We start from the raw sequence: 22,275 nt of genomic DNA, 5'->3' as shown, positions 1-22,275 counted from the left end.
TATCGTGTTTATATTGTCTGAAATTCCGACTGTGTGGTTGCAAATTTCCCTCGTGGGAGCCTGGTTGGGCGTAATTTTGCTGGTGGCTGAAGGGTTAAATCGCTTTACTGCTGTCGGTGCCGAGGTATCGCGCAAGGTGGTTCACATCGGTACTGGAAACGTGATTTTGCTGGCTTGGTGGCTGCAAATACCCGACTGGGTGGGGATTTCGGCTGGTTTTTTGGCTGGTGCGATCGCCCTAATTTCCTACCAAGTTCCGATTTTGCCAAGTCTGAACACTATCCACCGCAAGAGTTTCGGGACTTTTTTCTATGCTGTCAGTATCAGCGTTCTCGTCGCTTGGTTTTGGCCGCTACAACATCAAGAATACGCTGCTTTGGGCATTTTAGTGATGGCTTGGGGGGACGGATTGGCCGCTGTTATTGGGCAGAAATACGGCAAACATCTTTATCGAGTTTGGGGAATGCAGAAGAGTTGGGAAGGTTCTGCAACTATGTATTTGGTGAGTTTTGCTGTTAGCAGTTTGATTTTGCTGGCTGTGCAAGGCAATGTTTGGCAAACTTGGGCGGTGTCGGCTGTTGTGGCTTTGGTTGCTGCTACTTTGGAGTCGGTGTCTAAGTTGGGAATTGACAATTTGACTGTGCCAATCGGCAGCGGGGCGATCGCCTTTTTGCTCAATCAATTTTGGTAATTGGTTCGTAGTGAGGACTTCAGTCCTCATAAAACTCAAAACATTAACGTCAATCGATTTTAGATTTTAGATTTTAGATTTTAGATTTTAGAGGCGACCCCACTGATAAATTCGGGGGAAGAGAGGATTTTCGATTTTTGATTTGGGATTGATTCCACGGATAAATCACGTGGCGGGTACCACCTTTGAAAATCTTGATCATTACTACCAATTTTTAACGGCAAAACCCCAGCTAAACAAAGTTTAGCTGGGGGAAATTGAAGATATTTCAAAGTAGTTGAAAAACTTGCCGTTATTGTGTGAGACGAATGTCTTTGCCTACCTCACTAGAAATACTCCGATCGCCTTTTCATCTGTCCCATTTAGAGCCTTTGGGTGGCGTACCTTCAAAAGGCTGAACGCCAGTAGCCGGATAATCGTCATCGCTCCGTCTAAAAATCCTCGATGCAGCTTCCGAAACGTAACGCATTGCGCCTACCACAGATTTAGAAAGATTCATAAGAACCGCCTCTCTTTTCTGGCTGTTGATACTTTATAGATTAGTCTGAGTTTCTGCCCTGCGATCGCTTTAGCAATATTTGTTTGAATTACTTATTAGTCTGCAACATCGAAGCAAACTGAAGCTTTTACCAATTCAGTGTTTTGGTCGATCGCCCCAATCTCCTCATATATATTTTGCGATCGATTTGCTGAGATTGCTAAATGCGAACTTTTTAGTGATTCTACCATAATTATTTTGTACCCATCTACACAAAAACCCCTATTAGAGGGCATAAATCATAAAATATTCCGACTCTCTCTGAAATCTTAATCAAACCTTTACAAAAAGATATGGTATTTGTCACTATAATTAAATAAACAAAGTTTGTCCGGGGTTTTTTTGATGAAAACTGCGACAGAAAGCCTGCACGTCACAGGTTTTGAGGAAATCTTAGAAGATCGGGAATTGACGGTTTCTCCAGCAGATTACAGCCTGTTGACCGATCTCTACCAGCTAACGATGGCGGCTTGTTACGTCGGGGAAGGCCTCGACGATCGCCCTGCGAGTTTTGAATTGTTCGCGCGCAGGCTACCAGATGGTTTTGGTTATGCGATCGCCATGGGTTTGGCTCAGGCGATCGACTATCTAGAAAAATTGCGGTTCTCAGAGGCGCAAATTCAGGCTTTACAGTCCACCGGAATTTTTGCCGGGGCCCCCGAGCGATTTTGGGATCTACTCGCTTGGGCCCGCTTTACTGGGGATGTGTGGGCGGTACCCGAGGGGACGGCGGTATTTGCCAATGAACCTCTCTTGCGGATCGAGGCTCCTCTGTGGCAGGCTCAGTTAGTCGAAACTTATTTGTTGAATGCAATCAATTATCAAACTTTAATTGCGACGCGGGCTGCGCGGCTGCGCGATGTGGCGGGCCCGGAGGCTAAGTTGCTGGAATTCGGGACGCGCAGGGCTTTTGGGCCTCAAGCTGCTGTCTGGGCTGCTAGGGCCGCTTTGGCTGCTGGGATCGATGGTACTTCTAATGTTTTGGCTGCTTTGAAATTGGGCCGCAAACCTGTCGGTACGATCGCCCATGCTTTGGTAATGGCTGTGTCGGCTCTCGAAGGCAGCGAAGATGAGGCGTTTGCAGCATTTCACCGCTATTTTCCGGGGGCGCCGCTGTTGATCGATACTTACGATACTGTGGCGGCGGCGCGGACTTTAGCATCGCGAGTCAACAGCGGTGAAATGCCCTTGGAAGGCGTGCGGCTGGATTCGGGGGATTTGGTAAAATTGTCTCGGGAAGTGCGATCGATCCTTCCGGGCGTGCCAATTATTGCTAGCGGTGATTTGGACGAACACGAAATTGCTAGATTAAAAAGTGCGGGTGCTTGCATTGACGGTTACGGTTTGGGAACAAAGTTGGTCACCGGTTCGCCTATCAACGGTGTTTATAAGTTAGTGGAAATAGACGGAATGCCCGTGATGAAAGAGGCCAGCGGCAAGGTAACATATCCAGGGAAAAAGCAAATTTTTAGAACCATGAAAGATGGAGAAATTATCGGAGATTGTTTGGGACTGGCAGCGGACAATATTTACAATTCGGAGCATCATTTACCATTAATGCAATTGGTTGTCAAGGATGGCAAACGATTGCACGAACCCGAAAGTTTGGAGGATATCGCCAAACGAACTGCTGCTTCTGTCGCCAGTCTCCCGGCAGAAACTCGCCAATTAAATAACCCGATTTCGCCACCGATGGAAATTTCTACAGATTTGCAGACTCTCACTCAAAAAACGAAAAAGAGTCATTAGTTATTTGTGTCAACGTCAGACTAAAACTTATGAAATATCTCGCTTATAGCATCGATCAGGTACGTTGTTGGGCTTTAGCCCTCTTTATAGATATAGATAAAGAGGGCTAAAGCCCAACAACGTACCTATTTCCCCATTACCCATTCCCAATTCCCTATGCAAAGAATTGCCTTGTTTGGAACCAGTGCCGATCCACCTACTGCGGGACACAAAACAATCTTGAATTGGCTTGCTCAGCATTTTGATTGGGTAGCAGTTTGGGCGTCGGACAATCCTTTCAAGTCGCACCAAACATCCCTAGAACATCGATCGGCAATGCTGCTGTTAATGATTCAAGAAATTAATTCGCCCAGACACAACCTTTGTTTGCATCCAGAACTCAGCAGTCCGAGGACGCTAGAAACCGTGGAACAAGCAAGATTGCAGTGGCAGGATGCAGAGTTGACGATGGTAATAGGCTCGGATTTGGTGGGACAACTGCCTCGCTGGTACAAATTTGAACAGTTGTTAAAAGAAGTAGAGTTACTGATAGTACCGCGGCCTGGTTATCCGTCAGAACAGTTAGATTTGTGGCAGTTGAAGCGCATGGGTGCAGAAGTGGCGATCGCATCTTTGAACGCTCCCGATGTTTCTTCAACTTCCTATCGGGAAACAGGAGACACGGAAGCCCTGACTCCGACTATCGAAGATTACATTAATCGGGAGCATTTGTACGCATGGCACGAGGCACAAAAAAGAGCGAAGGTTGCTCATTAGCTGACTTTAAAGTAGGAGTAGATAATGTAATTTTCTCCGTCGATACCGTGCAGAACCGCTTGTTGGTGCTGTTGGTAATGCGGCAAGACGAACCGTTTATCGATTCTTGGAGTCTTCCCGGTACTTTGGTACGGCACGGAGAGTCTCTGGAAAATGCAGCTTACCGGATTTTGTCGGAAAAAATTCGAGTAGAAAATTTGTATCTGGAGCAACTGTATACTTTTGGAGAACCGGGACGCGATCCGAGAGAATTCACCAGGGGCGATCGCTATCTTTCGGTGAGTTACTTTGCTTTGGTGCGGTTTGAAGAAGCTGAATTGATTGCTGGAAGTGTAGTTGCAGGTGTCGGGCACCGCGTCGGCGGCATTGCTTGGTATCCCGTCCAACAAGTTCCGAAGCTAGCCTTCGATCACAATCAAATTCTCGAATACGGATACCGGCGACTCCGCAACAAACTTGAATACAGTCCCGTAGCTTTTGAAGTTTTGCCAGAGCTTTTTACTTTGAGCGATCTGTATCAATTGTATACTACTATTTTGGGGGAAAATTTTTCTGATTATTCTAATTTTAGAGCTCGATTGTTGAAATTGGGCTTTTTGTGCGATACCCGTGTTAAGGTTTCGCGAGGTGCAGGGCGTCCTGCTAGTTTGTACCGCTTTGATGCTGCCGCTTTTGCTCCTTTCAAAAATAAGCCCCTAGTGTTTATATAGCTGTTCCTTGGATGACCTCGCCTAAAAATAGCCGCCACCGACGCTTGCTGAGAGTCGATCGCCAAATTTTAGACTAAGGTTAAATCTCTCAGATTAATCCGTGGAGTCAATCTAAGATCTAAAATCTAAAATCTAAAATCGACTGACATTACGAGTTCAATTGAGTAATATGAGAAAACAATCTATTAAGGAGTGCAGCAGATGAAAGACCCAGATCAATGTGCTAATATTCATGAAGTTCGCGAGGAAATTGATATCATCGATCGAGAAGTGATCGATGCTTTGAGCAAGAGATTTCAATACGTCATTGCAGCAGCCAGGTTCAAAACGAGTGAAGCGAGCGTTAGAGCGCCCGATCGCTTTCAGGCTATGTTACAACAGCGACGCGAGTGGGCTTTGGAATCGGGTTTGAATCCTGATGTGGTAGAAAAACTCTACCGGGATTTGGTCAATCATTTTATTGAGGAAGAATTGAAGCGTTACAAATCTGATTCAGTTGACAGTTGACAGTTGACAGTTGACAGTTGACAACGACCTCTACCTAGAAGGAAGTGGATTGAAGTAATGAATCGTCTGATTTAACTTTCTCCTTAAAAGGGAGAGGCTTTCAACCAATTCTTTCTGGTAATGTTTCCCTACATTCAAGTCTAAGACTATAGGAAATTGAGTCCGCGCGAGCGGACTGCTAGCAAGATTTATTAGGTGACTTGGTAATATGAAAATTGCGATCGCACAACTCAACCCTACTATTGGTGATATCTGTGGCAACTCCAACCTAATTCTGGAGGCAGCGAAACAAGCGCAGATTGAGGGCGCCAACTTATTACTAACACCGGAACTTTCGCTGCTGGGTTATCCGCCTCGCGATTTGTTGATGAACCCGAGTTTCATTGCAATTGCTGCCGCATATTTGGAACAACTAGCGCAAGCTTTGCCACCGGAGTTAGCAGTCATTGTCGGCACTGCCGTACCTAATGCTGATGCTGTGAAACTAGGCGAGAAGTTATTGTTCAACAGTGCTGTTTTGTTGCAAAATGGCGCAGTGCAACAAGTTTTTCATAAACGCTTGTTGCCTACCTATGATGTATTTGATGAAGATAGATATTTTGAACCGGGACAAAACAGTAATTATTTCACTATTGGTGAACTCAAAATTGGTGTGACAATTTGTGAGGATTTGTGGAACAATGAGGAGTTTTGGGGTAAACGCAGTTACGCGGGCGATCCTATTTCCGATTTGACAAAATTGGGCGTGGATTTAGTGGTGAATTTGTCGGCATCGCCTTATTCTGTTGGCAAGCGGGGAGTGCGATCGGCGATGTTGCAGCACAGTGTCATCCGTTCAGGAATACCGATTGTTTATGCTAATCAGGTAGGGGGAAATGATGATATTATTTTTGATGGTAGCAGTTTTGCGGTGAACCGTCAGGGGAATTTGATTCAAGTATTGGCTTCTTTTGAAACTGATTTTGCAGTGCTGGAATATGATGAAAACAAACAAGATTTGCTCGGGGGTGGGAACAGGCAAGATGCCCGTTCCACAAGTGATTTAATTTCCACAACTGATTTAAGTTTTGAACCGCCATTCGGGGATGCGGAAATTTGGGCGGCTTTGGTTTTGGGAGTCCGAGATTATGTTCGCAAATGCGGTTTTTCTAAGGTTGTACTTGGTTTGAGTGGCGGGATAGATTCGGCTTTGGTGGCGGCGATCGCCAGTTGCGCGATCGGGCCCGAAAATGTGTTAGGGGTGCTGATGCCTTCTCCTTACAGTTCGGATCATTCGGTTAATGATGCTTTGGAGTTAGCCCGAAATCTCGGAATTGCGATCGAAATGTTGCCGATCGGCGATTTGATGAAAACTTACGATCGCACTCTCGGCGATTTGTTTCTCAATACCACTTTCGGAATTGCCGAGGAAAATATTCAATCGCGGATTCGTGGCAATCTGTTGATGGCGATTTCTAATAAATTCGGACATTTGCTGCTTTCCACGGGCAATAAGTCGGAAATGTCGGTGGGTTACTGCACTCTATACGGCGATATGAATGGCGGATTGGCAGTCATTTCCGATGTGCCGAAAACTCGCGTTTATTCGCTTTGTCGGTGGCTGAATGCGGGGGGATATGTAGGGGCTGTACTCTCGTCCCCTGACAGCGCAATCATTCCAGTTAATATTATTAATAAAGCGCCTAGTGCTGAACTGAAACCGGGGCAAGTTGACCAAGATTCTTTGCCTGCTTATGATATTTTGGATGACATCTTGCAGCGGTTGATAGAACATCACGAATCTGCCCAACAAATTATCGCGGCGGGACACGATGAAGCCGTGGTTAAGCGTGTAGTAAAATTGGTCAGGCAATCGGAGTTTAAACGGCGACAAGCAGCCCCGGGTTTGAAAATTAGCGATCGAGCTTTTGGTACCGGTTGGCGGATGCCGATCGCCAAATCTTCCTCTTATGAAACGCATCATTAAACGCAAAATGGTTAACATCGGCGGTACTTTCGGCTTCGATTTTCTTCTGGGAACTCCCGGAAGCGATACTATGAGAGGATTTGCAGGGAATGACACTATTCAAGGTTTGGCGGGGAATGACCTGATTTTTGGCGATCGCGACAATGACTCGATCGCCGGAAACGAAGGTGCCGATACCCTGTTTGGAGGCCAGGGAAGCGATACAATCTATGGAGGACAAGGTGAAGATGCGATTAATGGCGATCGGGGGAACGATTTACTAATCGGCGGCGATGGCAAAGATATCTTGACAGGAGGCGCGGGCGATGATTTATTTGTGCTAGAAAACACATCCCCTGCATCTACTGTCACCCAAGCCGATGTTATTACAGATTTTGGCAGCGGCAATGATAAAATTGTCTTGACAGAAGGCATCAAGTTTAGCGATTTGAACATTTCTATTTCTGAGAACCAAACTGTGATGCAAAATAAAAATTCTGGTAACTATTTAGGAGTAGTTTCAGGAAGATTTAATTTGACTGAATCAAACTTTATCTCAATGTTTGGTGGGATGGATATGGCTCAACTTTTGCCAGTTTCAGTGAATGCGATTTTGGGCGATCGGGCGATCGGGCTGGAAGTGGCAAAAACTCCCCAAGAACAAGCAATTGGCTTAATGTTTCGCACAGAATTGCCCGATGACAGGGGAATGCTTTTCGCGATCGCCCCCCCGCGCAATGTGCGTTTCTGGATGAGAAACGTGCAAATCGAGCTCGATATGATTTTTCTGCGCGAAGGGGTAGTGCAGGCGATAATTCCCAACGTACCGCCCTGTTTCAGCGACACCTGCCCCAACTACGGCCCCGATGTTCCCGTTGACGGAGTGATCGAGCTCAAAGGCGGCAGGGCGGCCCAGTTGGGACTCAAAGTAGGCGATCGAATTCCAAATTTGCCCTAAAAGGTATAGCCCTTCTCAGATAGGTTCGCGGACGTTGTTGGGCTTGGGCTCTCTTTGTTTAAGCGGTTATATAAGCTGTCAGTCATACCTCATCTTTCTGATAAATGCTATATATGATATCATGTCTGTTTGATTCGGAATTGTATGATGTTAAATTTTGTAGGGGCGGGTTCACCAACAATAATTGCCCATAATCTACAATCTCATAAACCCGCCCCCGCCCATGCTATCGGACATGATATGATTCTGTAAAAACATTCAACATTTTTGCATCCAATGAATCCTATTGAATTAACAATAATCCCCAATCAAACTCAAGACGGTTTAGCCTACCAACATTTACGCTTACGAATTACTACTCAAGACGGTATTATTATACCAGATGATTTACAAGGTTTGAAAATCCCTCAAAATGTTCAATTCAGCCAAGGAATTGTCATTGAAGGTAGAGGAGCAATTTGGCTGTACGGGTATTTAGTGCACGAATGCCATCCTGCTGCTTGGGTTGGATGTTACGATCCGCGACTAGAAGGCGCCGTGGTAGTAGCAACTCATAAGCACGAAGTATCAGTGGGACAAATAATCAAATTGAACTTACCAACTTAGTAATTTGGTTCGTAGTGAGGACTTCAGTCCGAATCAATAGAAGGACTAAAGTCCTCACTACAAACAAATTGTACAACGTTATTCGATAAAACTTTTCAAAATACCGATAATTTTGCCAGGATTGCCCACAAAATACTCATTGATATCGATCGATATAGTTTGTTCTTCTAGCTGCATAAATTTCCAGAGACTTCCCGTTGTCACAACTCCGTAAACCTTCTTAATTTCATTGCCTTTTTGTTGGTTAAACAATTGAGCTGCGATCGTTTCAGCCATACATTGAGCCAAACCAGATTCTATATTATCATTTTTGGCTTCGACTAAAGCAATAACCGGCGCTTCGATAATTAACTGTTCCGGCGATTTGCTAATCAGGAAATCGCAAAATCCGTTTAAACCTCTCAGGCTATCTACCGTAAAATCTTTACCGGAAAATAAGCCTATTCCATTGTCAAATTGTTTTCTGAGTTCAATCAAAATTGGCGCTACAGCGGTTCTCAGAAAGATGAGGTACGTTGTTGGGCTTCAGCCCTCTTAATTTAAGGGTTATATAAGCTGTCAGTCATACCTCATCTTTTTGAGAAAGGCTATACAATCATTTCCGATCGAGATTTGTCCGAGTTAATTGCCAGAGCTAACGGAATATTGTACTCTAGGGTTTCTGATAAAAACTGGCTGTAGGTAGCTTCTGGAATCTCTGCAAACAGTCCGAATTGTTCCGAGAGAGTTATTCCAAATTCTGATTTGATTTGTTCGAGCCTAAATTGGCTGTAGGGCATTTAAAAGACCCTCTAATAAAATAGAGTGGTAAAATTATATTTTATCACGCGATCGCCCAAAAAACCTTTAATTTTAATTAATATTTATCCTTTCACTTTCACAGGCAAAACGATCGCAAACTCAGTGCCAACTCCAGACTGCGACTTCGTCTCGATAGTGCCGCCATGTTTTTCTACCACAATCTGATGGGCAATTGCCAACCCCAATCCCGTTCCTTTCCCGACAGCTTTTGTCGTGAACAAATGGTCGAATATCTGTTTTTTTACTTCTTCTGGCATCCCGGTTCCGTTATCAGCAATTTGAATTATAATATAATCTTCCCCAATTAAATTAGTGCAAATCGTGATGCGGTTGGGATTGACAGCAATTTCGTGAAAAGTGCGTCCAATATTTAACTCTTCTAAGGCATCGATCGCATTGGCAAGTAAGTTCATAAAAACTTGATTTAATTGACCGGGAAAACATTCAATTTTAGGGATATTACCGTATTTAGCTATCACTTCAATCTGCGGGCGATTTTCGTTAGCTTTTAGACGGTGTTTCAAAATCAAAATAGCGCTATCAATGCCGTCGTGAATATTAAAAGGAACTTTGTAGTCTTTATCGCCTCGGGAGAATGTACGCAAACTGGTGCTGATGCTGGAAATGCGATCGCACCCGACTTGCATGGAATTAATCATCTTCGGTAAATCTTCCAAGAGATAATCGATATCTATCTCTTCGGCATGGTTCGCAATTTCCGATTTGGGTGCATCAGAGCGATACAATTCTAAGTGTTCTATTACATCCCCGAAACTTCTTTTAGCTTCACTTAAATTGCCCGAAATAAACCCAATCGGATTGTTAATTTCGTGGGCGACTCCGGCAACTAAATTACCTAAAGCCGACATTTTCTCATTTTGTACGAGTTGCAGTTGCGTTTGTTGTAAGTCTTTTAAAGTTTGTTCGAGGCGCTGATTTTGCTCTTGCAAAAGTTCCTGTGCTCGCTTACGCTCGGTGGCATCAACACCCAAACCAATAATCCCGATCCTCTCGCCATCGGATTTTTTTAACTGCACTTTTGTGACTTCTAAATAGTGCAGTTTGCCGTCCACAAACATTAGAGTTTCGTTGGAGTAATGGGGCGAATCTTGGGCAAGACAGGCTGCATCTGAAACCAGGCAATTCGCTGCATTTTCTCCTAGTATATCTTTGTAATGTTCGACAGCTAGTAAAGCGGAGAGAGGCACACCGATATCTTGACAAAAAGTGTTGTTGAAAAAGTGTACTTTTCCATGAGGATTAACCATCCAAATCCAAATCGGAGCGACATCAAGAATCGCTTGCAGCATTTGTTTTTGCTCGGCAAGCTGAACTTCTGTTCGGCTGACTTTTGTTAGCATTCGCTCTAATTTTTGGCTGTAATCCTGAGAATTTTTATATAGCAGAGCATTTGACAAACTGATGGCTGCTTGAGAACACAGGAGATTCAGATATTGCAGCCGATCGCGCGTAAAAACTCTTGCAGTTAACAGATTCTCTAGATACAAAATGCCGACTAACTTGTCTCGATCGAGAATCGGCAAACACGACAGGCTCTGCGGTTGGTATTTGAGGATGTAGGAGTCGGACTCCCAATCACATTGTTGAGGAATGTCCCGCAAAATCACAGGTTTTAACAATTCTTTAACGCAATCAACAATGTTTAGGGGCAGGATATCGCTGTTTTTATCGAGTGTTGCGGATGATAAGTCGATCGCCCGATCGACACCCAAATTGTCGATCGCTCTTGCAGCAGCAATTTCCCATTGATTGCCGTTTTGCAAAATCAGCACTCCTTTGTCAACGCCTGTATTTCTCATCGCCAGTTGTATCAGTTTGGCAATTAGTTGATCGAGATCTCTTTCACTAGAAAGCGCTTGACAAGCTTTTAGCAGAGTTGAAAAATTCCCAAAATCTGAGACTGTCGCCGACACAGACGGATTCATCAATGAAGGTACAGATTGATTTTGTTTGACAGGTATCGCGAAGGTTGCTAATGAATCTGTAGCGAGTTTAGCAGGCTGCAAAATCGCTGACAACAATTGAGGATAGCATTTTTCTAATTCATCAATTTTGGCTCGATCTCCCCAGCGCAGATAGCAATCATAGGTGTCTATCATGTAGACTGTAGCAATTTTTTCTCTTCCCAATGACAGGTAAAACTTAGCAGCGAGTTCGCAAGCAAGAGCTTCTTCATTCAAAAAATCGTTAGCTTTAGCTCCGGCAATAGCTCGATCGTAAAGTTCCATTGCTTCTGTAGTCTTCCCAAAAATGCGAAGCCATTCTGCTTCAACCAGATCTAATTTGTGCTGGTGACTATTCGGGTTACGCTGCGCGAATTCTTTGAGGTTTTTTTGAATTACAAAAACACGTTTTAGGATTTGTTTTCGCTTTGTCGGTGCGGCATCTTCATAGATTGCTAAATCTGCCAGCGCATCGTAAAATTCGTGCATCATAGTTACTAGCATTACAACACAACTTTCCCATGAATCTTGTTGGTATCTCCCTGTCTAACTACTTCGGATTGCGGCTGGAATTTATTGCCGATCCGGCGTCTATTTGTGCTAAGATTTATCCCATTTTATCTGGCAGGTTACTATAAATAAAACTTCCCAGATAGGAATCTTTCATATATTTTAAAATAACTGACCTCCTTTCGATTTCGTCCTGGAATATCTGTTTGCTTGATGACTATTTCGAGCGATGCAATTAACTGTCACGCGATGCAACTCGACGATCGCATTCTGGCACAACCGCCTCGCAGAAGTCCACAACAAATCGGTAACTGCGGGCGTAGGTTTTTATACTGCGGGCAGGAATTGCGCCCGGAATATCTAGATTTTTGGTCGTTTCGCGCCGATCGGGAAACTACAAGAGTTTGCTACAGGCGGGTTAGCGGTTTCAATCGCCCACAGCCCCGAAAGCGGTTCGATAAATCGGTGTAAAATTCGCGATCGGGCGATCTCCAGGCATTACCGCAGTCAAATGTACTGCATCTATTGTTGCATCCATATTGGCTGACCCCAAGCCAGGAATTAAGTTGAAAATAGTTAGTGTATCTATCTTAGGGCATAAACAGCATAATTTTCGAGCTTTCGAGCTAAAATTCTACTGATCTACTACGGAATAGTATTTTATACTGGGACGATCGGGATTAGAGTTAATTACTTACGTATAAGTTTCTGCGGTTAATATTAAATGCCTTATATGAACGCAAAACACTGGTGTCTTGCGTATTAATGCGCCAATGCAGTGTGCCTAAAAATACTTGTTAATGTTCAGTAAATCTAATATATGAGAATTGGAAATTGGGCATTGGGCATCGGCCAAAGAGGGCATCGGGAATTGGTTGTTATTAATTATCACCAACAACTCACAACTGACAACCAACAAATAACAACTCACAAATAACAACCAACAAATAACAACTGACAACTGACAACTGACTACTAAGAGGGCGGGCACGGGGGCACCGCCCCTACTAACTACTGACTACTGACTACTGACTACTGACTACTGACTACTTTCGCCCGAGCAACAAATAAGTCATCATTTCTCCTTTACCTTTAATTTCAACAGCACCGCGCATTTTAAAGGAAAAATTATCTTTCAAACGCTCATAAACCGCAGCAGTCACCTGAATTTCTCCCGGAATACCGTTTGATTCCATCCGGTGAGCAACATTCACTGTATCCCCCCACAAATCGTAACTAAATTTAGTTAAACCAATGACTCCCGCCACCACCCCACCAATATTTATCCCAATGCGGAGACTAAAAGTTTGATTGTGTTTGAGATTGAAGCTAGCGAGAGCAGCTTGCATATCGAGTGCCATTTGGGCGATCGCCTCTGCGTGATTTTCTTGCGGTTGGGGCAAACCGCCGACTACCATGTAAGCATCACCAATAGTTTTGATTTTCTCTAAACCGTGCTCTAACGATAACCGATCGAATTGACTAAAAATTTGATTGAGAACTTTCACCGTTTCTGCCGCACTTTTTTGAGATGCAAAATTTGTAAATCCCACCAAATCAGCGAATAAAACGCTGACATCCGAAAAGCTGTCAGCAATTATGCTTTGTCCTTCCTGCAAGCGATCGGCAATCGGTTTAGGCAAAATATTTAAGAGCAATTCTTCAATTTCTTCTTTCTGAAATTTGGTTGTTTCCAAGAGCAACCGCGTTTCAATTTCTGCCTCTTCCCGAGAAGCAATTTCCCGCTGCAACATCTGATTTTTATGCGTAAGTTGCAGTTCTAATTCCCGCAGCCGCAATTGATTTTCAACCCTAGCTAGCACTTCTACTGCTTCAAAAGGTTTAATAATGTAATCCACCCCGCCAATATTAAAGGCTTTCACCTTATGAGAAACTTCTACCAAAGCACTCAGAAAAATAATGGGAATGCCGCGAGTGCGATCGCTAGCTTTCAAGCGACTGCAAACTTCATAGCCATCGATCCCAGGCATCATAATATCTAGCAAAATTAAGTCAGGTTGAGTCAACTCCACAGCTTCGAGTCCCCGTTGGCCGCTAGATGCAAGTCGTACTTCATAGCCTTTTTTCGACAAGATTCGCTCCAGTAAACTTAAATTGTTAAGAGTGTCGTCAATAATTAAAATACTGCCCCTGAATTTTTCAAAAGATAGTTGATTCATCAGCTTGCTAGGAAGTTAGTTAAACTTATAGCCTTTCTCAGAAAGATGAGGTACTCATGGGCATCGGGGATAGGGCATCGGGCATCGGGCATACCTCACTTTTTTGAGAACCGCTATAAGATTGGTTTAAATTCAAAACTTACGCACGGTGCATCGAAATCTTTTTTTTCATGAAACTACTTGTTGAAGCAGGGAGAAAGAGCGATTGGCCCTATTTTTGATGTACGAATGCCTCCTTGACTCAAATGTATACTAATTTGTCAGGCACAACAAAAGCTTTGCCAAAAACTTCATGTTGTGGGTAAATTCGATCGCCCTCCATGTAGATTGATTGACTGGTAAGTTGATTGACTGCTTGGTACCCGTTTTGAAAACAAACATATCGCACTATTCCCACCGCTGTTGCAATTTACACTACACTCATGGACTTACTGGCACAGTTGGCGGGGCTAATTTTCCCGAAATTCTTAGTATAGCTGGATTTAAAAGTACGATCGACATGGCGGGCGATCGAGAAATGGGCGTGATTTTTTCGTCATATCATCCCTGAGTCTCTGGTGCCACATTTTATTAAGAAATAATACAATAATTTTACACATGGGGAAACTCGGGAAGGGAGCAAGTCAAACCATGCGATTAGCGATCGGATCGAGTACAATTTTGATAAGATTTAAGATTCAGAAAAAATTTGCTATTGTCCGTCGGGGTAACAACAATGAGCGATCGACCAATCATTCTCGGTATTGTCGGAGACAGCGCAGCAGGCAAAACCACCCTGACGCGGGGAATTGCCCAAGTATTGGGGCCAGAAAATGTCACTGTGATTTGCACAGACGACTATCATAGGTATGACAGACAGCAGCGCGCCGAAATCGGGCTCACAGCACTGCATCCCGACTGCAATTACCTCGACATCATGCAGCAGCACCTCAGCCTGCTGCGTACAGGTCAAGCAATTCTCAAACCCATATACAACCACCACTCAGGTACATTCGATCCCCCGGAATACATCAAGCCAGAAAAATTTGTAATAGTTGAAGGTTTGCTGGGTTACTCAACCCGAACCATCCGCGATTCTTACGATGTCAAAGTGTATCTTGCTCCCCCAGAAGAGTTGCGAACTCAGTGGAAAGTTAAGCGCGATATTATGAAGCGCGGTTATACTGAAGAACAGGTACTTGCAGAAATAGAAAAGCGGGAACCGGATTCAGAAAATTATATTCGCCCCCAGCGCAAATTTGCCGATGTTGTAGTTAGTTTTTACCCGCCAGAAGCCGACAAAGAATCAAATTTGAGCGTGCGTTTAGTCCTGAGACCAACAATTCCTCACCCTGATTTTACTGAGATTTTAGCTCAAGGCAGCGATAGTTTTAAACCGGCCATTCGTTTGGGACTCGATCGCGATATGGGGAAACCAGTAGATGTTTTAGAAGTAGACTCCCACGCTACGAGCGAACAAGTAAACGAACTGGAAAAGATTTTGTGCAACGAAATGCCCCACCTGCGGGGATTTTGCAGTGCCCAAGGCAACCCGGAAATTGGCAAACTAATCGGCACAACTGGCGAAGTTTTGCAAAGTTACCCGCTAGCTTTGACGCAGTTGCTAGTTGCATATCACATGATGAAAGCAATTCATGTGTATTAGTTAGTTGTTAGTTGTTAGTTGGCAGTTGGCAGTTGGCAGTTGGCAGTTGGCAGTTGGCAGTTGGCAGTTGGCAGTTGGCAGTTGGCAGTTGTTAGTTATTATTGCCATAACCAATAACCAATAACCAATAACCAATAACCAATAACCAATAACCAATAACTAATGTGAGGGCAAAGTCTGATTAACTGTCGCCAATTGCTGAACTTGCAGCGATACTGGCAACTGACTTTGAGGTGCGGGAACCATTTCGCCTCGGAAGTCGAGGAGAGTGACGAGCAGCAGGTAGGCAACTGCTAGGATTACAGAAATGACGCCGGTGATAATAGCAATAATTTTTGAACGTTCCATATTCAGAATATTTTAAGTGCAGCTAATCTTAGTTTAACATTAAATGGAGCAATTATTAAGGGACTTATGCAATACAATATAATCAGGTGCTACTTATTTTTATGACGAAAATGGAACCTGTTATAGATGCGCCAACTTCCACCCAGATGCCAGGGGCTACCCCAGTGGTGCAAACATTCGATCTGGGGAAGTTCTACCGTACTGGCTTCTGGATGAACGAAAAGATTGAATCGCTCAAAAATTGCACTCTGACTGTCTCTGAGGGGGAAACTTTCGGGCTGTTAGGGCAGAATGGAGCGGGGAAAACTACGCTGCTGAAGACTTTGCTGGGGATAGTGCGGCCGACTTCTGGCAGGGCGCTGTTGTTGGGGAAGCCTTTGGGCGATCGCACTGTGAAGCAACGAGTCGGCTATTTGCCAGAAAATCCCTATTTTTACGATTATCTCACGGGCTGGGAATTTTTGCAATTTGCGGCGGGCTTATTTCAAATCCCCCCCTCGATTCAGCGGCAGCGAATTCCGCATTTACTAGATTTAGTTGGGCTAGCTCAATCGGCGGCAATTAAAAAACAGTTGCGCCAGTATTCTAAGGGAATGCTGCAACGGATCGGCATGGCTCAAGCTTTGATTAACAATCCCGATGTAGTATTTTTGGACGAACCGATGTCTGGTTTAGATCCGATGGGGCGCTATCAGATGCGGGAGATAATTTTATCGCTGAAAAATCAAGGGAAAACGATTTTTTTTAATTCGCACGTACTCTCGGATGTGGAGAAGATTTGCGATCGGGTGGCAATTTTGGCTCGCGGTGAGTTAATCTGTGTTGGTGCGATCGATGAACTTTTGGGTAATACTAAAACTTACCGAGTTCAAGGTAAGGGTGGCCATTTGAATATTCTGCAAAAATGGATACCGGATATGGAAGTTGATAATGATTTATGGTACGGTCATTTGCAGGGACATCCGAAGGACTTTATTGCTAATTTGAGCGTGATGGGAGGGCAGCTAATTGGGATGAATTTGGCTAAGCCTTCTTTGGAAGAGTTTTTTATTCAGCAACTGCAAGAAAGAGGTATTTATTCGAGCAGTTGAAATAGGGATATTTGTTGAAAACGGCTACCGCCGAGGCCAGATCCGATCGATGGACAGGATGAAAACCCTGCCAAGAATAACTTGCTTGTTTTTCTTGGCATCAACCGCCCGAGTTAGGTGATGTTAGACAGGCCATGCAATCGCAGTTTGACCTTAGAATCCCCGCGCTTTTACGTGCCCGGAGTATGTCCGCGACGGAACCAAGCGAATATATTAAAATCTCCCTGCATTTTCTGCAATTCTTGTTGGTGCTGCTTGGCTGTAGCATAATACCACTGGCAATAAAGCTCAAATTCTTGACGGTATTTAACTTCGTCATAAAACTCACGGACAACTTGATGTCTCTGAAAAATTTCAGCCGTTGGAGTCGGTTCTGGGACAATGTTTTGTAGCTCGTGGGGCAACATAATTGTTTGGGGGCGACTGTGGCAAATATTTGGTGTGATTACTTTAATTTAACACATTAAATCCTCGAATTTTAGATTTGGGATTTTAGAATTTATAAGATTTATAAAAAATCGTGCGTTGAGTTAGTTTATTCAGAGATTGTCGTGCTGGTGCGTCGCTGGGTAGATTTTTAGGATCGCAAATTAAATAATTTACAGAAGTTCGTGGGATGGGCGTCCCGCCCGTCCAGAGAGGACGGGCGGGACGCCCATCCCACAAGAATCATCATCAATATTGTTGCATTGATTGTTCTTGCTTGATATTAGTTAAAATTCTGCAATCCAAAATCCAAAATCCAGAATCTAAAATCCATTAAAGCCATCCCCGCAGGCGATATACGATTAAGCCGATGTATTCTTTTAGAGCTTTAGTAGATTGGTGTAGATAATAGGTATCCGGCAATAAGTCGAGGGCGAATGCTAGCCCGTTGCTTTGAGATGTGGCGATATCCTGCTGGGTTATCTGAAAATCTGTTGGTGCTGGGATTACTTTTATTCCCTGGCGCTGAAAAATCAAGAGGGATCGAGTCATGTGCATCGCCGATGTCACTAGCAAAACGGGCTTTTTGATGTTTTTTGCGTCTAAGATTTGCCGCACGTTGACGGCATTTTGATAGGTGTTGTGGGAATCGGGATCTTGCAGAATTGCTGATGCCGGTATGCCCATTGTTTGGGCAATTTCTGCCATATCTGCCGATTCGGGAGAGCCCTCACCTTTCCAATCTACTCTACCGCCGCTGAGCACTAACAGGGGAGCTTTGCCTTGACGGTAAAGTCGGGAAGCGTATATTATACGATCGCCCGCTTCCCCCAATTCTACCCAAGGGCGGGGCGCTAGTCCTGCTTTCACACCGCCACCCAACACGATAATCGCTTCAGCTTGAGGGAACTCGGCGGTTGGTAAATTTTGCCATTCGAGCGATCGCACTAACGATTTTGACACCCAACCGCTACTCCCAAGCAGTAAAATAATTAGAGCCCCAGCCATTGGTGCTGCCGCCCATTTGGGATGCTTCCAAAGCACGATTAAAGCCGCCATCATTAACAGGCAACTGAACCCCAAAGGATAAATAAACAGCGGTAAAAGTTTAGACAGAAATACAAACATTCAGGAAGTAATTAAAATTGCTCGTTAGCGGGAATTCGGAATTGGGAATTGGGAATTGGGCATTGGGCATTGGGCATTGGTAGAGTTATTGCCAAGATTTTATTAATACGAAAACCACAGATTAAAGGCAGATGTACCGAGATAAACGCAGATATGGCTTTTCTCAAAAAGATGAGGTATGACTGACAGCTTATATAACCACTAAACTCAGATAAACTCAGAGGGCTAAAGCCCAACAACGTACTTCATCTTTCTGAGAACCGCTATATTTTTAAAATAGGCAAGCTTGGGAGTGGCAGGGATCTGCTAACTATTTTGGTCTAAAAGTTTAATTTTTATGATTGAGTTTTGAAGTTTACACTGTTAAAATTAAAGCTCAAAACTCAATACTAAAAACAAATCGGTGCTAGCGACGATCCTCAGGCTCTGATAGCCAGTCAAAGAATGAAGTAGGCTCACGCCGGGAGGTTTTGTATTTATGCCCGTCTACTTCCACGACTTCTTTATTGAGGATAGCATCCGAGGTTTTCTCCTTGGAACGTGTATTCGGGTTGAGTAGTAGTTCATTGTGCCACCAAGCAACCATTAAGCCTGCTGCCACGCCGCCGAGGACACCAAGGCCAATACTCACGGGCAGACTACATCCTACTAAGCGAAACCCAACGGTAAACAACACGAACCAGATCAGCGCGGGGTTAAACCCCTTGGAGTCTCCGTTAAATTTTGCCATGAGCTGCAAGTTATTTTTGTAATAATACAGAAAGATATTGACAATATTAGCAGAGAATGAAATTCATCGCGGGCGATCGCACTCCAACTACTTCCCACAAATCAAATTTAATTGTACATCTAAGTCTTGTGCGGTATCTACAACGTTTAGAGAAATTTGCTCTAATTGTGTAAAAGGTTCTGCTTCTGCTTGCTGCGAGGTCAATAGTTCTGCTGTGGCGTCGGCAATATCGCCTCTGCGCTGTTGCAGTCGTTGTCGCAATACTGCCATTGGTGCGGTGCAGTAAACGATTTGCAGGGGCAAGCCGTGGGATTGAGCCAGATTCATCGCATCGGTTCTCCAGTTTTGGCGATCGAACTTAGCATCTAAAATCACATCCCAACCTCGGTCAGCCAGCATTATCCCCAACTCTAACAATCTACCATAAGTCCGTGCCGTCATCTCATCCGAGTACAAATCTTGACCACCGCGTTCATTTAAAGGAATTCCCCCTAAATGTTTGCGAACAGCATCGGATCTAATGTGAATCGCCCCAGTGTGGCGGGCCAAATATCGAGCCGCTGTACTTTTCCCAGAACCAGACAAACCAGACATCAAAGTTAACTTTCCCGAGCGCGGCTTTGTGTATTCCCAAGCCAGTTTGTAGTAATGAGCGGCACTCTGTGAAATCTGTGCTTTTTCATTAGTAGAAACCGCTTCATCGTCCAACATTAACGAAGTTACTTTTGCTCTCACATAAGCTTGACGGCTCAAATACAGCGGCAGCACTTGCAGTCCTTCCCAATCGCCTGTTTGTTCGACGTAAGTATTGAGAAAAACATTTCCTAAATCTCTGCGCCCCCGCGATTCCAAATCCATGACGGTGAAAGCAATATCGTACATGACATCCACAAAGCGAAAATGCTCGTTAAATTCAATGCAGTCAAACAGCAATATTTTATCTTGCCACCAAGCGATGTTCCGCAAGTGCAAATCTCCGTGACACTCGCGAATTTTATTGTTAGCAATCCGTCGCTCGAACAAGTCTTGATTTTCATCAAAAAACGCATCAGTATAATCTTTAGTTTCCCGATATTGACTCGCAGTCTGCGGCCCGCCGATATATTTTTGGGAAATCCGGTAGTTGTTATCTATTGCTGTACGAATCTGAGTGACTTCGCCAAATTTGCGAATGTAGCTATTACTAACTGCCCTGCTGTGAAACCTAGCAACTTCGCGCCCTAAGTCTGCCATAATTTGCTCGGTCAATAGTCCGTGTTCCAACAAACTGAGCAACAGTGAATCTTGAGGAAACTGCCGCATTTTAAGCGCGTATTCTACAGCAACTTGGGTGGGATTTACATCTGGTGAATTACTGCCAAATTGAAACGCATCGCCACTTTGAATAATTGGCAAAACTTCGAGATAAATTTCCGGTGCTGTGCGTCGGTTCATTTCCAATTCTTGGATGCAGAAATGCTGCCGTTTCTCCACAGTCGAATAGTCCAAAAAGCCAAAATCGACTGGCTTCTTGATTTTGTAAGTATAATCTCCAGTCAGCAGGACAAAGGAAATGTGAGTCTGAATTAGTTGCACTGGTTCTGTCACCCCGTGCGGGTAAAACCCGGGCTGCAACATCTGCTGAATCAGAGGTGGGAGACAAGTCATATCGATTTTGGATTTTAGATTTTAGATTTTGGATTGAGGATTTTTAGATTGGGGATTGGGGATTTTTAGATTGGGGATTGGGGATTGGGGATTGAGGATTTGGATTTGGGGATGCAAGGATATTGACTTTCATCCGATTTATTATAGAGTTGATAGTTAGTGTAAACCAAAAATTAGTGATGACAGAAAACAATCAAGAATCCGGTTCCGTAGATGTGTTTGGCGTGGGCAATGCCCTTGTAGACATCCTAGCATTAGTCGAAGATGATTTTGTGGTCAAGCACGGGCTGAATCGCGGCGCGATGACGCTGATGAATTCGGAAACACAGGGGGGAATTTTGCACGATTTGGAACACAATTCGCTGCAAATGCGATCGGGGGGTTCTGCGGCAAATACGATGATTGGTTTGGCTCAGAGTGGCGGTAAAGGCTATTATTCGGGGAAGGTTGCTAAGGATACTAACGGCGAATTTTACCGCCAAGATTTGCTGGAGGCTGGGATTGATTTTAATGTGCATCCTGCTACTGAGTCGAATGGGCCCACGGGTACTTGTGTCGTGCTGACTACGCCGGATGCGGAACGCACGCTGTGTACTAATTTGGGGGTTTCTACTACTCTGGCGGCGACTGATATTGATGTCGATCGCCTGTCTCATTGCAAGTACAGTTATGTTGAGGGCTATCTTTGGGATGCGACCGAGCCCAGAAAGGCTAGTATTGAGACGATGGAACAGTCTAAGCGTCTGGGTGTGAAGGTGGCTTTTACTTTTTCGGATGGCTTTTTGGTCGATCGATTTGCGGATGATTTTCACAAGGTGGTTTCGGAATATTGCGATGTCATTTTTTGCAACTCTGACGAAGTTCGGAGCTTTTTCAAGGAGGAATCTCTGGAAGAGTGCGCTCGCAAGATGAGCGAGATTTCGGATTTGGCTTTTATCACAAATGGGGACAAAGGCTGCATGGTGGTGGAAAACAAACAGATTGTAGATGTGGCTGGATTTCCCGTAAAGGCGATCGATACTGTGGGTGCTGGCGATGCTTTTGCAGGCGGTGTTTTGTTTGGAATTACTAATGGTTTGAGCGCTGAAAAAGCGGCTCGTTGGGGCAATTATTTGGCTTCAATGGTGGTGCAGATTCACGGCCCTCGTCTTGAGGGTTCTCAGGCTCATTTGCTGAACCAGGTGATTTATGGTTAGTAGTTGAAAATGGCGATCGCACTTTTTGTCGTAAGGGGCGATCGCCTGTGGAACTAATCGGATACAAATACATTAATCTACTACTTCAAAGGACAAGGAGAAGTTACCTAAAACGTTCTGTCAGAGTGAAAACAGTTTTATGGTGGAAA

24 protein-coding genes are annotated in these 22,275 nt (G+C 44.3%); 13 read left to right on the top strand and 11 right to left on the bottom strand.

The window, feature by feature from the left end; all coding sequences use genetic code 11:
- Positions 1-4 precede the first annotated feature (4 nt).
- Positions 5-691: a diacylglycerol/polyprenol kinase family protein gene (locus JGK07_RS08820; RefSeq protein WP_293190245.1), complete on the top strand. Its 687-nt coding sequence runs from the start codon at positions 5-7 to the stop codon at positions 689-691.
- Between the two features lie 349 nt (positions 692-1,040).
- On the opposite strand, the gene JGK07_RS08815 is transcribed toward JGK07_RS08820, so the two are convergent.
- Both JGK07_RS08815 and JGK07_RS08810 read right to left on the bottom strand, forming a co-directional pair.
- Positions 1,041-1,190, bottom strand: a complete 150-nt coding sequence (locus tag JGK07_RS08815) for an isochorismate synthase (RefSeq protein ID WP_293182399.1) — start codon at positions 1,188-1,190, stop codon at positions 1,041-1,043.
- A gap of 95 nt (positions 1,191-1,285) precedes the next feature.
- Entirely contained in the window at positions 1,286-1,420 is a 135-nt protein-coding gene (locus JGK07_RS08810) for a hypothetical protein (RefSeq protein ID WP_293182397.1), read from the bottom strand.
- Between the two features lie 154 nt (positions 1,421-1,574).
- Here JGK07_RS08810 and JGK07_RS08805 point away from each other — a divergent pair, with 154 nt between their 5' ends.
- The 7 genes from JGK07_RS08805 to crn3 all read left to right on the top strand — a co-directional run bounded on the left by JGK07_RS08805 (position 1,575) and on the right by crn3 (position 8,460).
- Positions 1,575-2,978 carry a nicotinate phosphoribosyltransferase gene (locus JGK07_RS08805; protein WP_293190243.1) on the top strand — a complete coding sequence of 468 codons (1,404 nt, stop codon included), beginning with the start codon at positions 1,575-1,577 and terminating at the stop codon, positions 2,976-2,978.
- A gap of 156 nt (positions 2,979-3,134) precedes the next feature.
- Positions 3,135-3,734 carry a nicotinate-nucleotide adenylyltransferase gene (locus tag JGK07_RS08800; RefSeq protein ID WP_293190241.1) on the top strand — a complete coding sequence of 200 codons (600 nt, stop codon included), beginning with the start codon at positions 3,135-3,137 and terminating at the stop codon, positions 3,732-3,734.
- Positions 3,695-4,444 (top strand): NUDIX domain-containing protein, encoded by a 750-nt coding sequence (locus JGK07_RS08795; RefSeq protein ID WP_293190239.1) that lies wholly within the window; start codon positions 3,695-3,697, stop codon positions 4,442-4,444. Before JGK07_RS08800 ends, JGK07_RS08795 begins: the two co-directional genes overlap by 40 nt.
- 201 nt (positions 4,445-4,645) lie before the next feature.
- On the top strand, positions 4,646-4,951 hold the full coding sequence (locus JGK07_RS08790) for an isochorismate lyase (protein ID WP_293182391.1): 306 nt from the start codon (positions 4,646-4,648) through the stop codon (positions 4,949-4,951).
- Positions 4,952-5,159: 208 nt separating this feature from the next.
- Positions 5,160-6,917 carry an NAD+ synthase gene (locus tag JGK07_RS08785; RefSeq protein WP_293224437.1) on the top strand — a complete coding sequence of 586 codons (1,758 nt, stop codon included), beginning with the start codon at positions 5,160-5,162 and terminating at the stop codon, positions 6,915-6,917.
- On the top strand, positions 6,901-7,854 hold the full coding sequence (locus JGK07_RS08780) for a DUF192 domain-containing protein (RefSeq protein WP_293224435.1): 954 nt from the start codon (positions 6,901-6,903) through the stop codon (positions 7,852-7,854). The genes JGK07_RS08785 and JGK07_RS08780 overlap by 17 nt, the downstream gene beginning before the upstream one ends.
- A 276-nt stretch (positions 7,855-8,130) precedes the next feature.
- Positions 8,131-8,460, top strand: a complete 330-nt coding sequence (crn3, locus tag JGK07_RS08775; protein WP_293182385.1) for a CRISPR-associated ring nuclease Crn3/Csx3 — start codon at positions 8,131-8,133, stop codon at positions 8,458-8,460.
- 78 nt (positions 8,461-8,538) lie between these two features.
- On the opposite strand, the gene JGK07_RS08770 is transcribed toward crn3, so the two are convergent.
- The 3 genes from JGK07_RS08770 to JGK07_RS08760 all read right to left on the bottom strand — a co-directional run bounded on the left by JGK07_RS08770 (position 8,539) and on the right by JGK07_RS08760 (position 11,729).
- Positions 8,539-8,937 carry a hypothetical protein gene (locus tag JGK07_RS08770; RefSeq protein WP_293202971.1) on the bottom strand — a complete coding sequence of 133 codons (399 nt, stop codon included), beginning with the start codon at positions 8,935-8,937 and terminating at the stop codon, positions 8,539-8,541.
- Positions 8,938-9,047: 110 nt separating this feature from the next.
- Positions 9,048-9,239 carry a hypothetical protein gene (locus JGK07_RS08765; RefSeq protein ID WP_293216474.1) on the bottom strand — a complete coding sequence of 64 codons (192 nt, stop codon included), beginning with the start codon at positions 9,237-9,239 and terminating at the stop codon, positions 9,048-9,050.
- Between the two features lie 84 nt (positions 9,240-9,323).
- Positions 9,324-11,729 (bottom strand): ATP-binding protein, encoded by a 2,406-nt coding sequence (locus JGK07_RS08760; RefSeq protein WP_293290826.1) that lies wholly within the window; start codon positions 11,727-11,729, stop codon positions 9,324-9,326.
- A 219-nt stretch (positions 11,730-11,948) separates the two neighbouring features.
- Here JGK07_RS08760 and JGK07_RS08755 point away from each other — a divergent pair, with 219 nt between their 5' ends.
- Positions 11,949-12,206 (top strand): hypothetical protein, encoded by a 258-nt coding sequence (locus tag JGK07_RS08755; RefSeq protein WP_293156235.1) that lies wholly within the window; start codon positions 11,949-11,951, stop codon positions 12,204-12,206.
- A 575-nt stretch (positions 12,207-12,781) separates the two neighbouring features.
- Here the strand turns inward: JGK07_RS08755 and JGK07_RS08750 are convergent.
- Positions 12,782-13,915 (bottom strand): adenylate/guanylate cyclase domain-containing protein, encoded by a 1,134-nt coding sequence (locus tag JGK07_RS08750; protein ID WP_293182377.1) that lies wholly within the window; start codon positions 13,913-13,915, stop codon positions 12,782-12,784.
- A gap of 367 nt (positions 13,916-14,282) precedes the next feature.
- Between JGK07_RS08750 and JGK07_RS08745 the strand changes: the two genes are divergently transcribed.
- Both JGK07_RS08745 and JGK07_RS08740 read left to right on the top strand, forming a co-directional pair.
- The gene (locus JGK07_RS08745) at positions 14,283-14,465 is read left to right on the top strand and encodes a hypothetical protein (protein WP_293182375.1); all 183 of its coding nucleotides are present in this window, start codon (positions 14,283-14,285) and stop codon (positions 14,463-14,465) included.
- 165 nt (positions 14,466-14,630) lie between these two features.
- Complete coding sequence (locus tag JGK07_RS08740) at positions 14,631-15,560, top strand: phosphoribulokinase (protein WP_293182373.1); 930 nt, start codon at positions 14,631-14,633, stop codon at positions 15,558-15,560.
- A gap of 159 nt (positions 15,561-15,719) precedes the next feature.
- Here the strand turns inward: JGK07_RS08740 and JGK07_RS08735 are convergent, their stop codons facing one another.
- On the bottom strand, positions 15,720-15,908 hold the full coding sequence (locus JGK07_RS08735; protein WP_293182371.1) for a hypothetical protein: 189 nt from the start codon (positions 15,906-15,908) through the stop codon (positions 15,720-15,722).
- 110 nt (positions 15,909-16,018) lie between these two features.
- Between JGK07_RS08735 and JGK07_RS08730 the strand changes: the two genes are divergently transcribed.
- The gene (locus JGK07_RS08730) at positions 16,019-16,999 is read left to right on the top strand and encodes an ABC transporter ATP-binding protein (protein WP_293182463.1); all 981 of its coding nucleotides are present in this window, start codon (positions 16,019-16,021) and stop codon (positions 16,997-16,999) included.
- Positions 17,000-17,169: 170 nt separating this feature from the next.
- Here the strand turns inward: JGK07_RS08730 and JGK07_RS08725 are convergent, their stop codons facing one another.
- The 4 genes from JGK07_RS08725 to JGK07_RS08710 all read right to left on the bottom strand — a co-directional run bounded on the left by JGK07_RS08725 (position 17,170) and on the right by JGK07_RS08710 (position 20,930).
- Positions 17,170-17,406 carry a hypothetical protein gene (locus JGK07_RS08725; RefSeq protein ID WP_293156254.1) on the bottom strand — a complete coding sequence of 79 codons (237 nt, stop codon included), beginning with the start codon at positions 17,404-17,406 and terminating at the stop codon, positions 17,170-17,172.
- A 352-nt stretch (positions 17,407-17,758) separates the two neighbouring features.
- Positions 17,759-18,553 (bottom strand): YdcF family protein, encoded by a 795-nt coding sequence (locus tag JGK07_RS08720; RefSeq protein ID WP_293190229.1) that lies wholly within the window; start codon positions 18,551-18,553, stop codon positions 17,759-17,761.
- A gap of 406 nt (positions 18,554-18,959) precedes the next feature.
- Positions 18,960-19,283 carry a hypothetical protein gene (locus tag JGK07_RS08715; protein ID WP_293156260.1) on the bottom strand — a complete coding sequence of 108 codons (324 nt, stop codon included), beginning with the start codon at positions 19,281-19,283 and terminating at the stop codon, positions 18,960-18,962.
- Positions 19,284-19,370: 87 nt separating this feature from the next.
- Positions 19,371-20,930, bottom strand: a complete 1,560-nt coding sequence (locus JGK07_RS08710; RefSeq protein WP_293190227.1) for a bifunctional aminoglycoside phosphotransferase/ATP-binding protein — start codon at positions 20,928-20,930, stop codon at positions 19,371-19,373.
- A 179-nt stretch (positions 20,931-21,109) separates the two neighbouring features.
- Between JGK07_RS08710 and JGK07_RS08705 the strand changes: the two genes are divergently transcribed.
- Positions 21,110-22,126 (top strand): adenosine kinase, encoded by a 1,017-nt coding sequence (locus JGK07_RS08705; protein WP_293241691.1) that lies wholly within the window; start codon positions 21,110-21,112, stop codon positions 22,124-22,126.
- Positions 22,127-22,275: the final 149 nt, after the last annotated feature.

It is taken from the genome of Microcoleus sp. PH2017_24_DOB_U_A (assembly GCF_020738205.1).
GTDB lineage: Bacteria > Cyanobacteriota > Cyanobacteriia > Cyanobacteriales > Microcoleaceae > Microcoleus.
This window is presented reverse-complemented; position numbering and strand designations above follow the sequence as displayed.

What these genes read in the sequence shown, in the direction of transcription:
- JGK07_RS08815 (WP_293182399.1), bottom strand. Translation starts at nt 1,190, where the DNA reads ATGAATCTTTCTAAATCTGTGGTAGGCGCAATGCGTTACGTTTCGGAA.
- JGK07_RS08810 (WP_293182397.1), bottom strand. Translation starts at nt 1,420, where the DNA reads ATGGTAGAATCACTAAAAAGTTCGCATTTAGCAATCTCAGCAAATCGA.
- JGK07_RS08805 (WP_293190243.1), top strand. Translation starts at nt 1,575, where the DNA reads ATGAAAACTGCGACAGAAAGCCTGCACGTCACAGGTTTTGAGGAAATC.
- JGK07_RS08800 (WP_293190241.1), top strand. Translation starts at nt 3,135, where the DNA reads ATGCAAAGAATTGCCTTGTTTGGAACCAGTGCCGATCCACCTACTGCG.
- JGK07_RS08795 (WP_293190239.1), top strand. Translation starts at nt 3,695, where the DNA reads ATGGCACGAGGCACAAAAAAGAGCGAAGGTTGCTCATTAGCTGACTTT.
- JGK07_RS08790 (WP_293182391.1), top strand. Translation starts at nt 4,646, where the DNA reads ATGAAAGACCCAGATCAATGTGCTAATATTCATGAAGTTCGCGAGGAA.
- JGK07_RS08785 (WP_293224437.1), top strand. Translation starts at nt 5,160, where the DNA reads ATGAAAATTGCGATCGCACAACTCAACCCTACTATTGGTGATATCTGT.
- JGK07_RS08780 (WP_293224435.1), top strand. Translation starts at nt 6,901, where the DNA reads ATGAAACGCATCATTAAACGCAAAATGGTTAACATCGGCGGTACTTTC.
- crn3 (WP_293182385.1), top strand. Translation starts at nt 8,131, where the DNA reads ATGAATCCTATTGAATTAACAATAATCCCCAATCAAACTCAAGACGGT.
- JGK07_RS08765 (WP_293216474.1), bottom strand. Translation starts at nt 9,239, where the DNA reads ATGCCCTACAGCCAATTTAGGCTCGAACAAATCAAATCAGAATTTGGA.
- JGK07_RS08760 (WP_293290826.1), bottom strand. Translation starts at nt 11,729, where the DNA reads ATGCTAGTAACTATGATGCACGAATTTTACGATGCGCTGGCAGATTTA.
- JGK07_RS08755 (WP_293156235.1), top strand. Translation starts at nt 11,949, where the DNA reads ATGACTATTTCGAGCGATGCAATTAACTGTCACGCGATGCAACTCGAC.
- JGK07_RS08750 (WP_293182377.1), bottom strand. Translation starts at nt 13,915, where the DNA reads ATGAATCAACTATCTTTTGAAAAATTCAGGGGCAGTATTTTAATTATT.
- JGK07_RS08740 (WP_293182373.1), top strand. Translation starts at nt 14,631, where the DNA reads ATGAGCGATCGACCAATCATTCTCGGTATTGTCGGAGACAGCGCAGCA.
- JGK07_RS08735 (WP_293182371.1), bottom strand. Translation starts at nt 15,908, where the DNA reads ATGGAACGTTCAAAAATTATTGCTATTATCACCGGCGTCATTTCTGTA.
- JGK07_RS08730 (WP_293182463.1), top strand. Translation starts at nt 16,019, where the DNA reads ATGGAACCTGTTATAGATGCGCCAACTTCCACCCAGATGCCAGGGGCT.
- JGK07_RS08725 (WP_293156254.1), bottom strand. Translation starts at nt 17,406, where the DNA reads ATGTTGCCCCACGAGCTACAAAACATTGTCCCAGAACCGACTCCAACG.
- JGK07_RS08720 (WP_293190229.1), bottom strand. Translation starts at nt 18,553, where the DNA reads ATGTTTGTATTTCTGTCTAAACTTTTACCGCTGTTTATTTATCCTTTG.
- JGK07_RS08715 (WP_293156260.1), bottom strand. Translation starts at nt 19,283, where the DNA reads ATGGCAAAATTTAACGGAGACTCCAAGGGGTTTAACCCCGCGCTGATC.
- JGK07_RS08710 (WP_293190227.1), bottom strand. Translation starts at nt 20,930, where the DNA reads ATGACTTGTCTCCCACCTCTGATTCAGCAGATGTTGCAGCCCGGGTTT.
- JGK07_RS08705 (WP_293241691.1), top strand. Translation starts at nt 21,110, where the DNA reads ATGACAGAAAACAATCAAGAATCCGGTTCCGTAGATGTGTTTGGCGTG.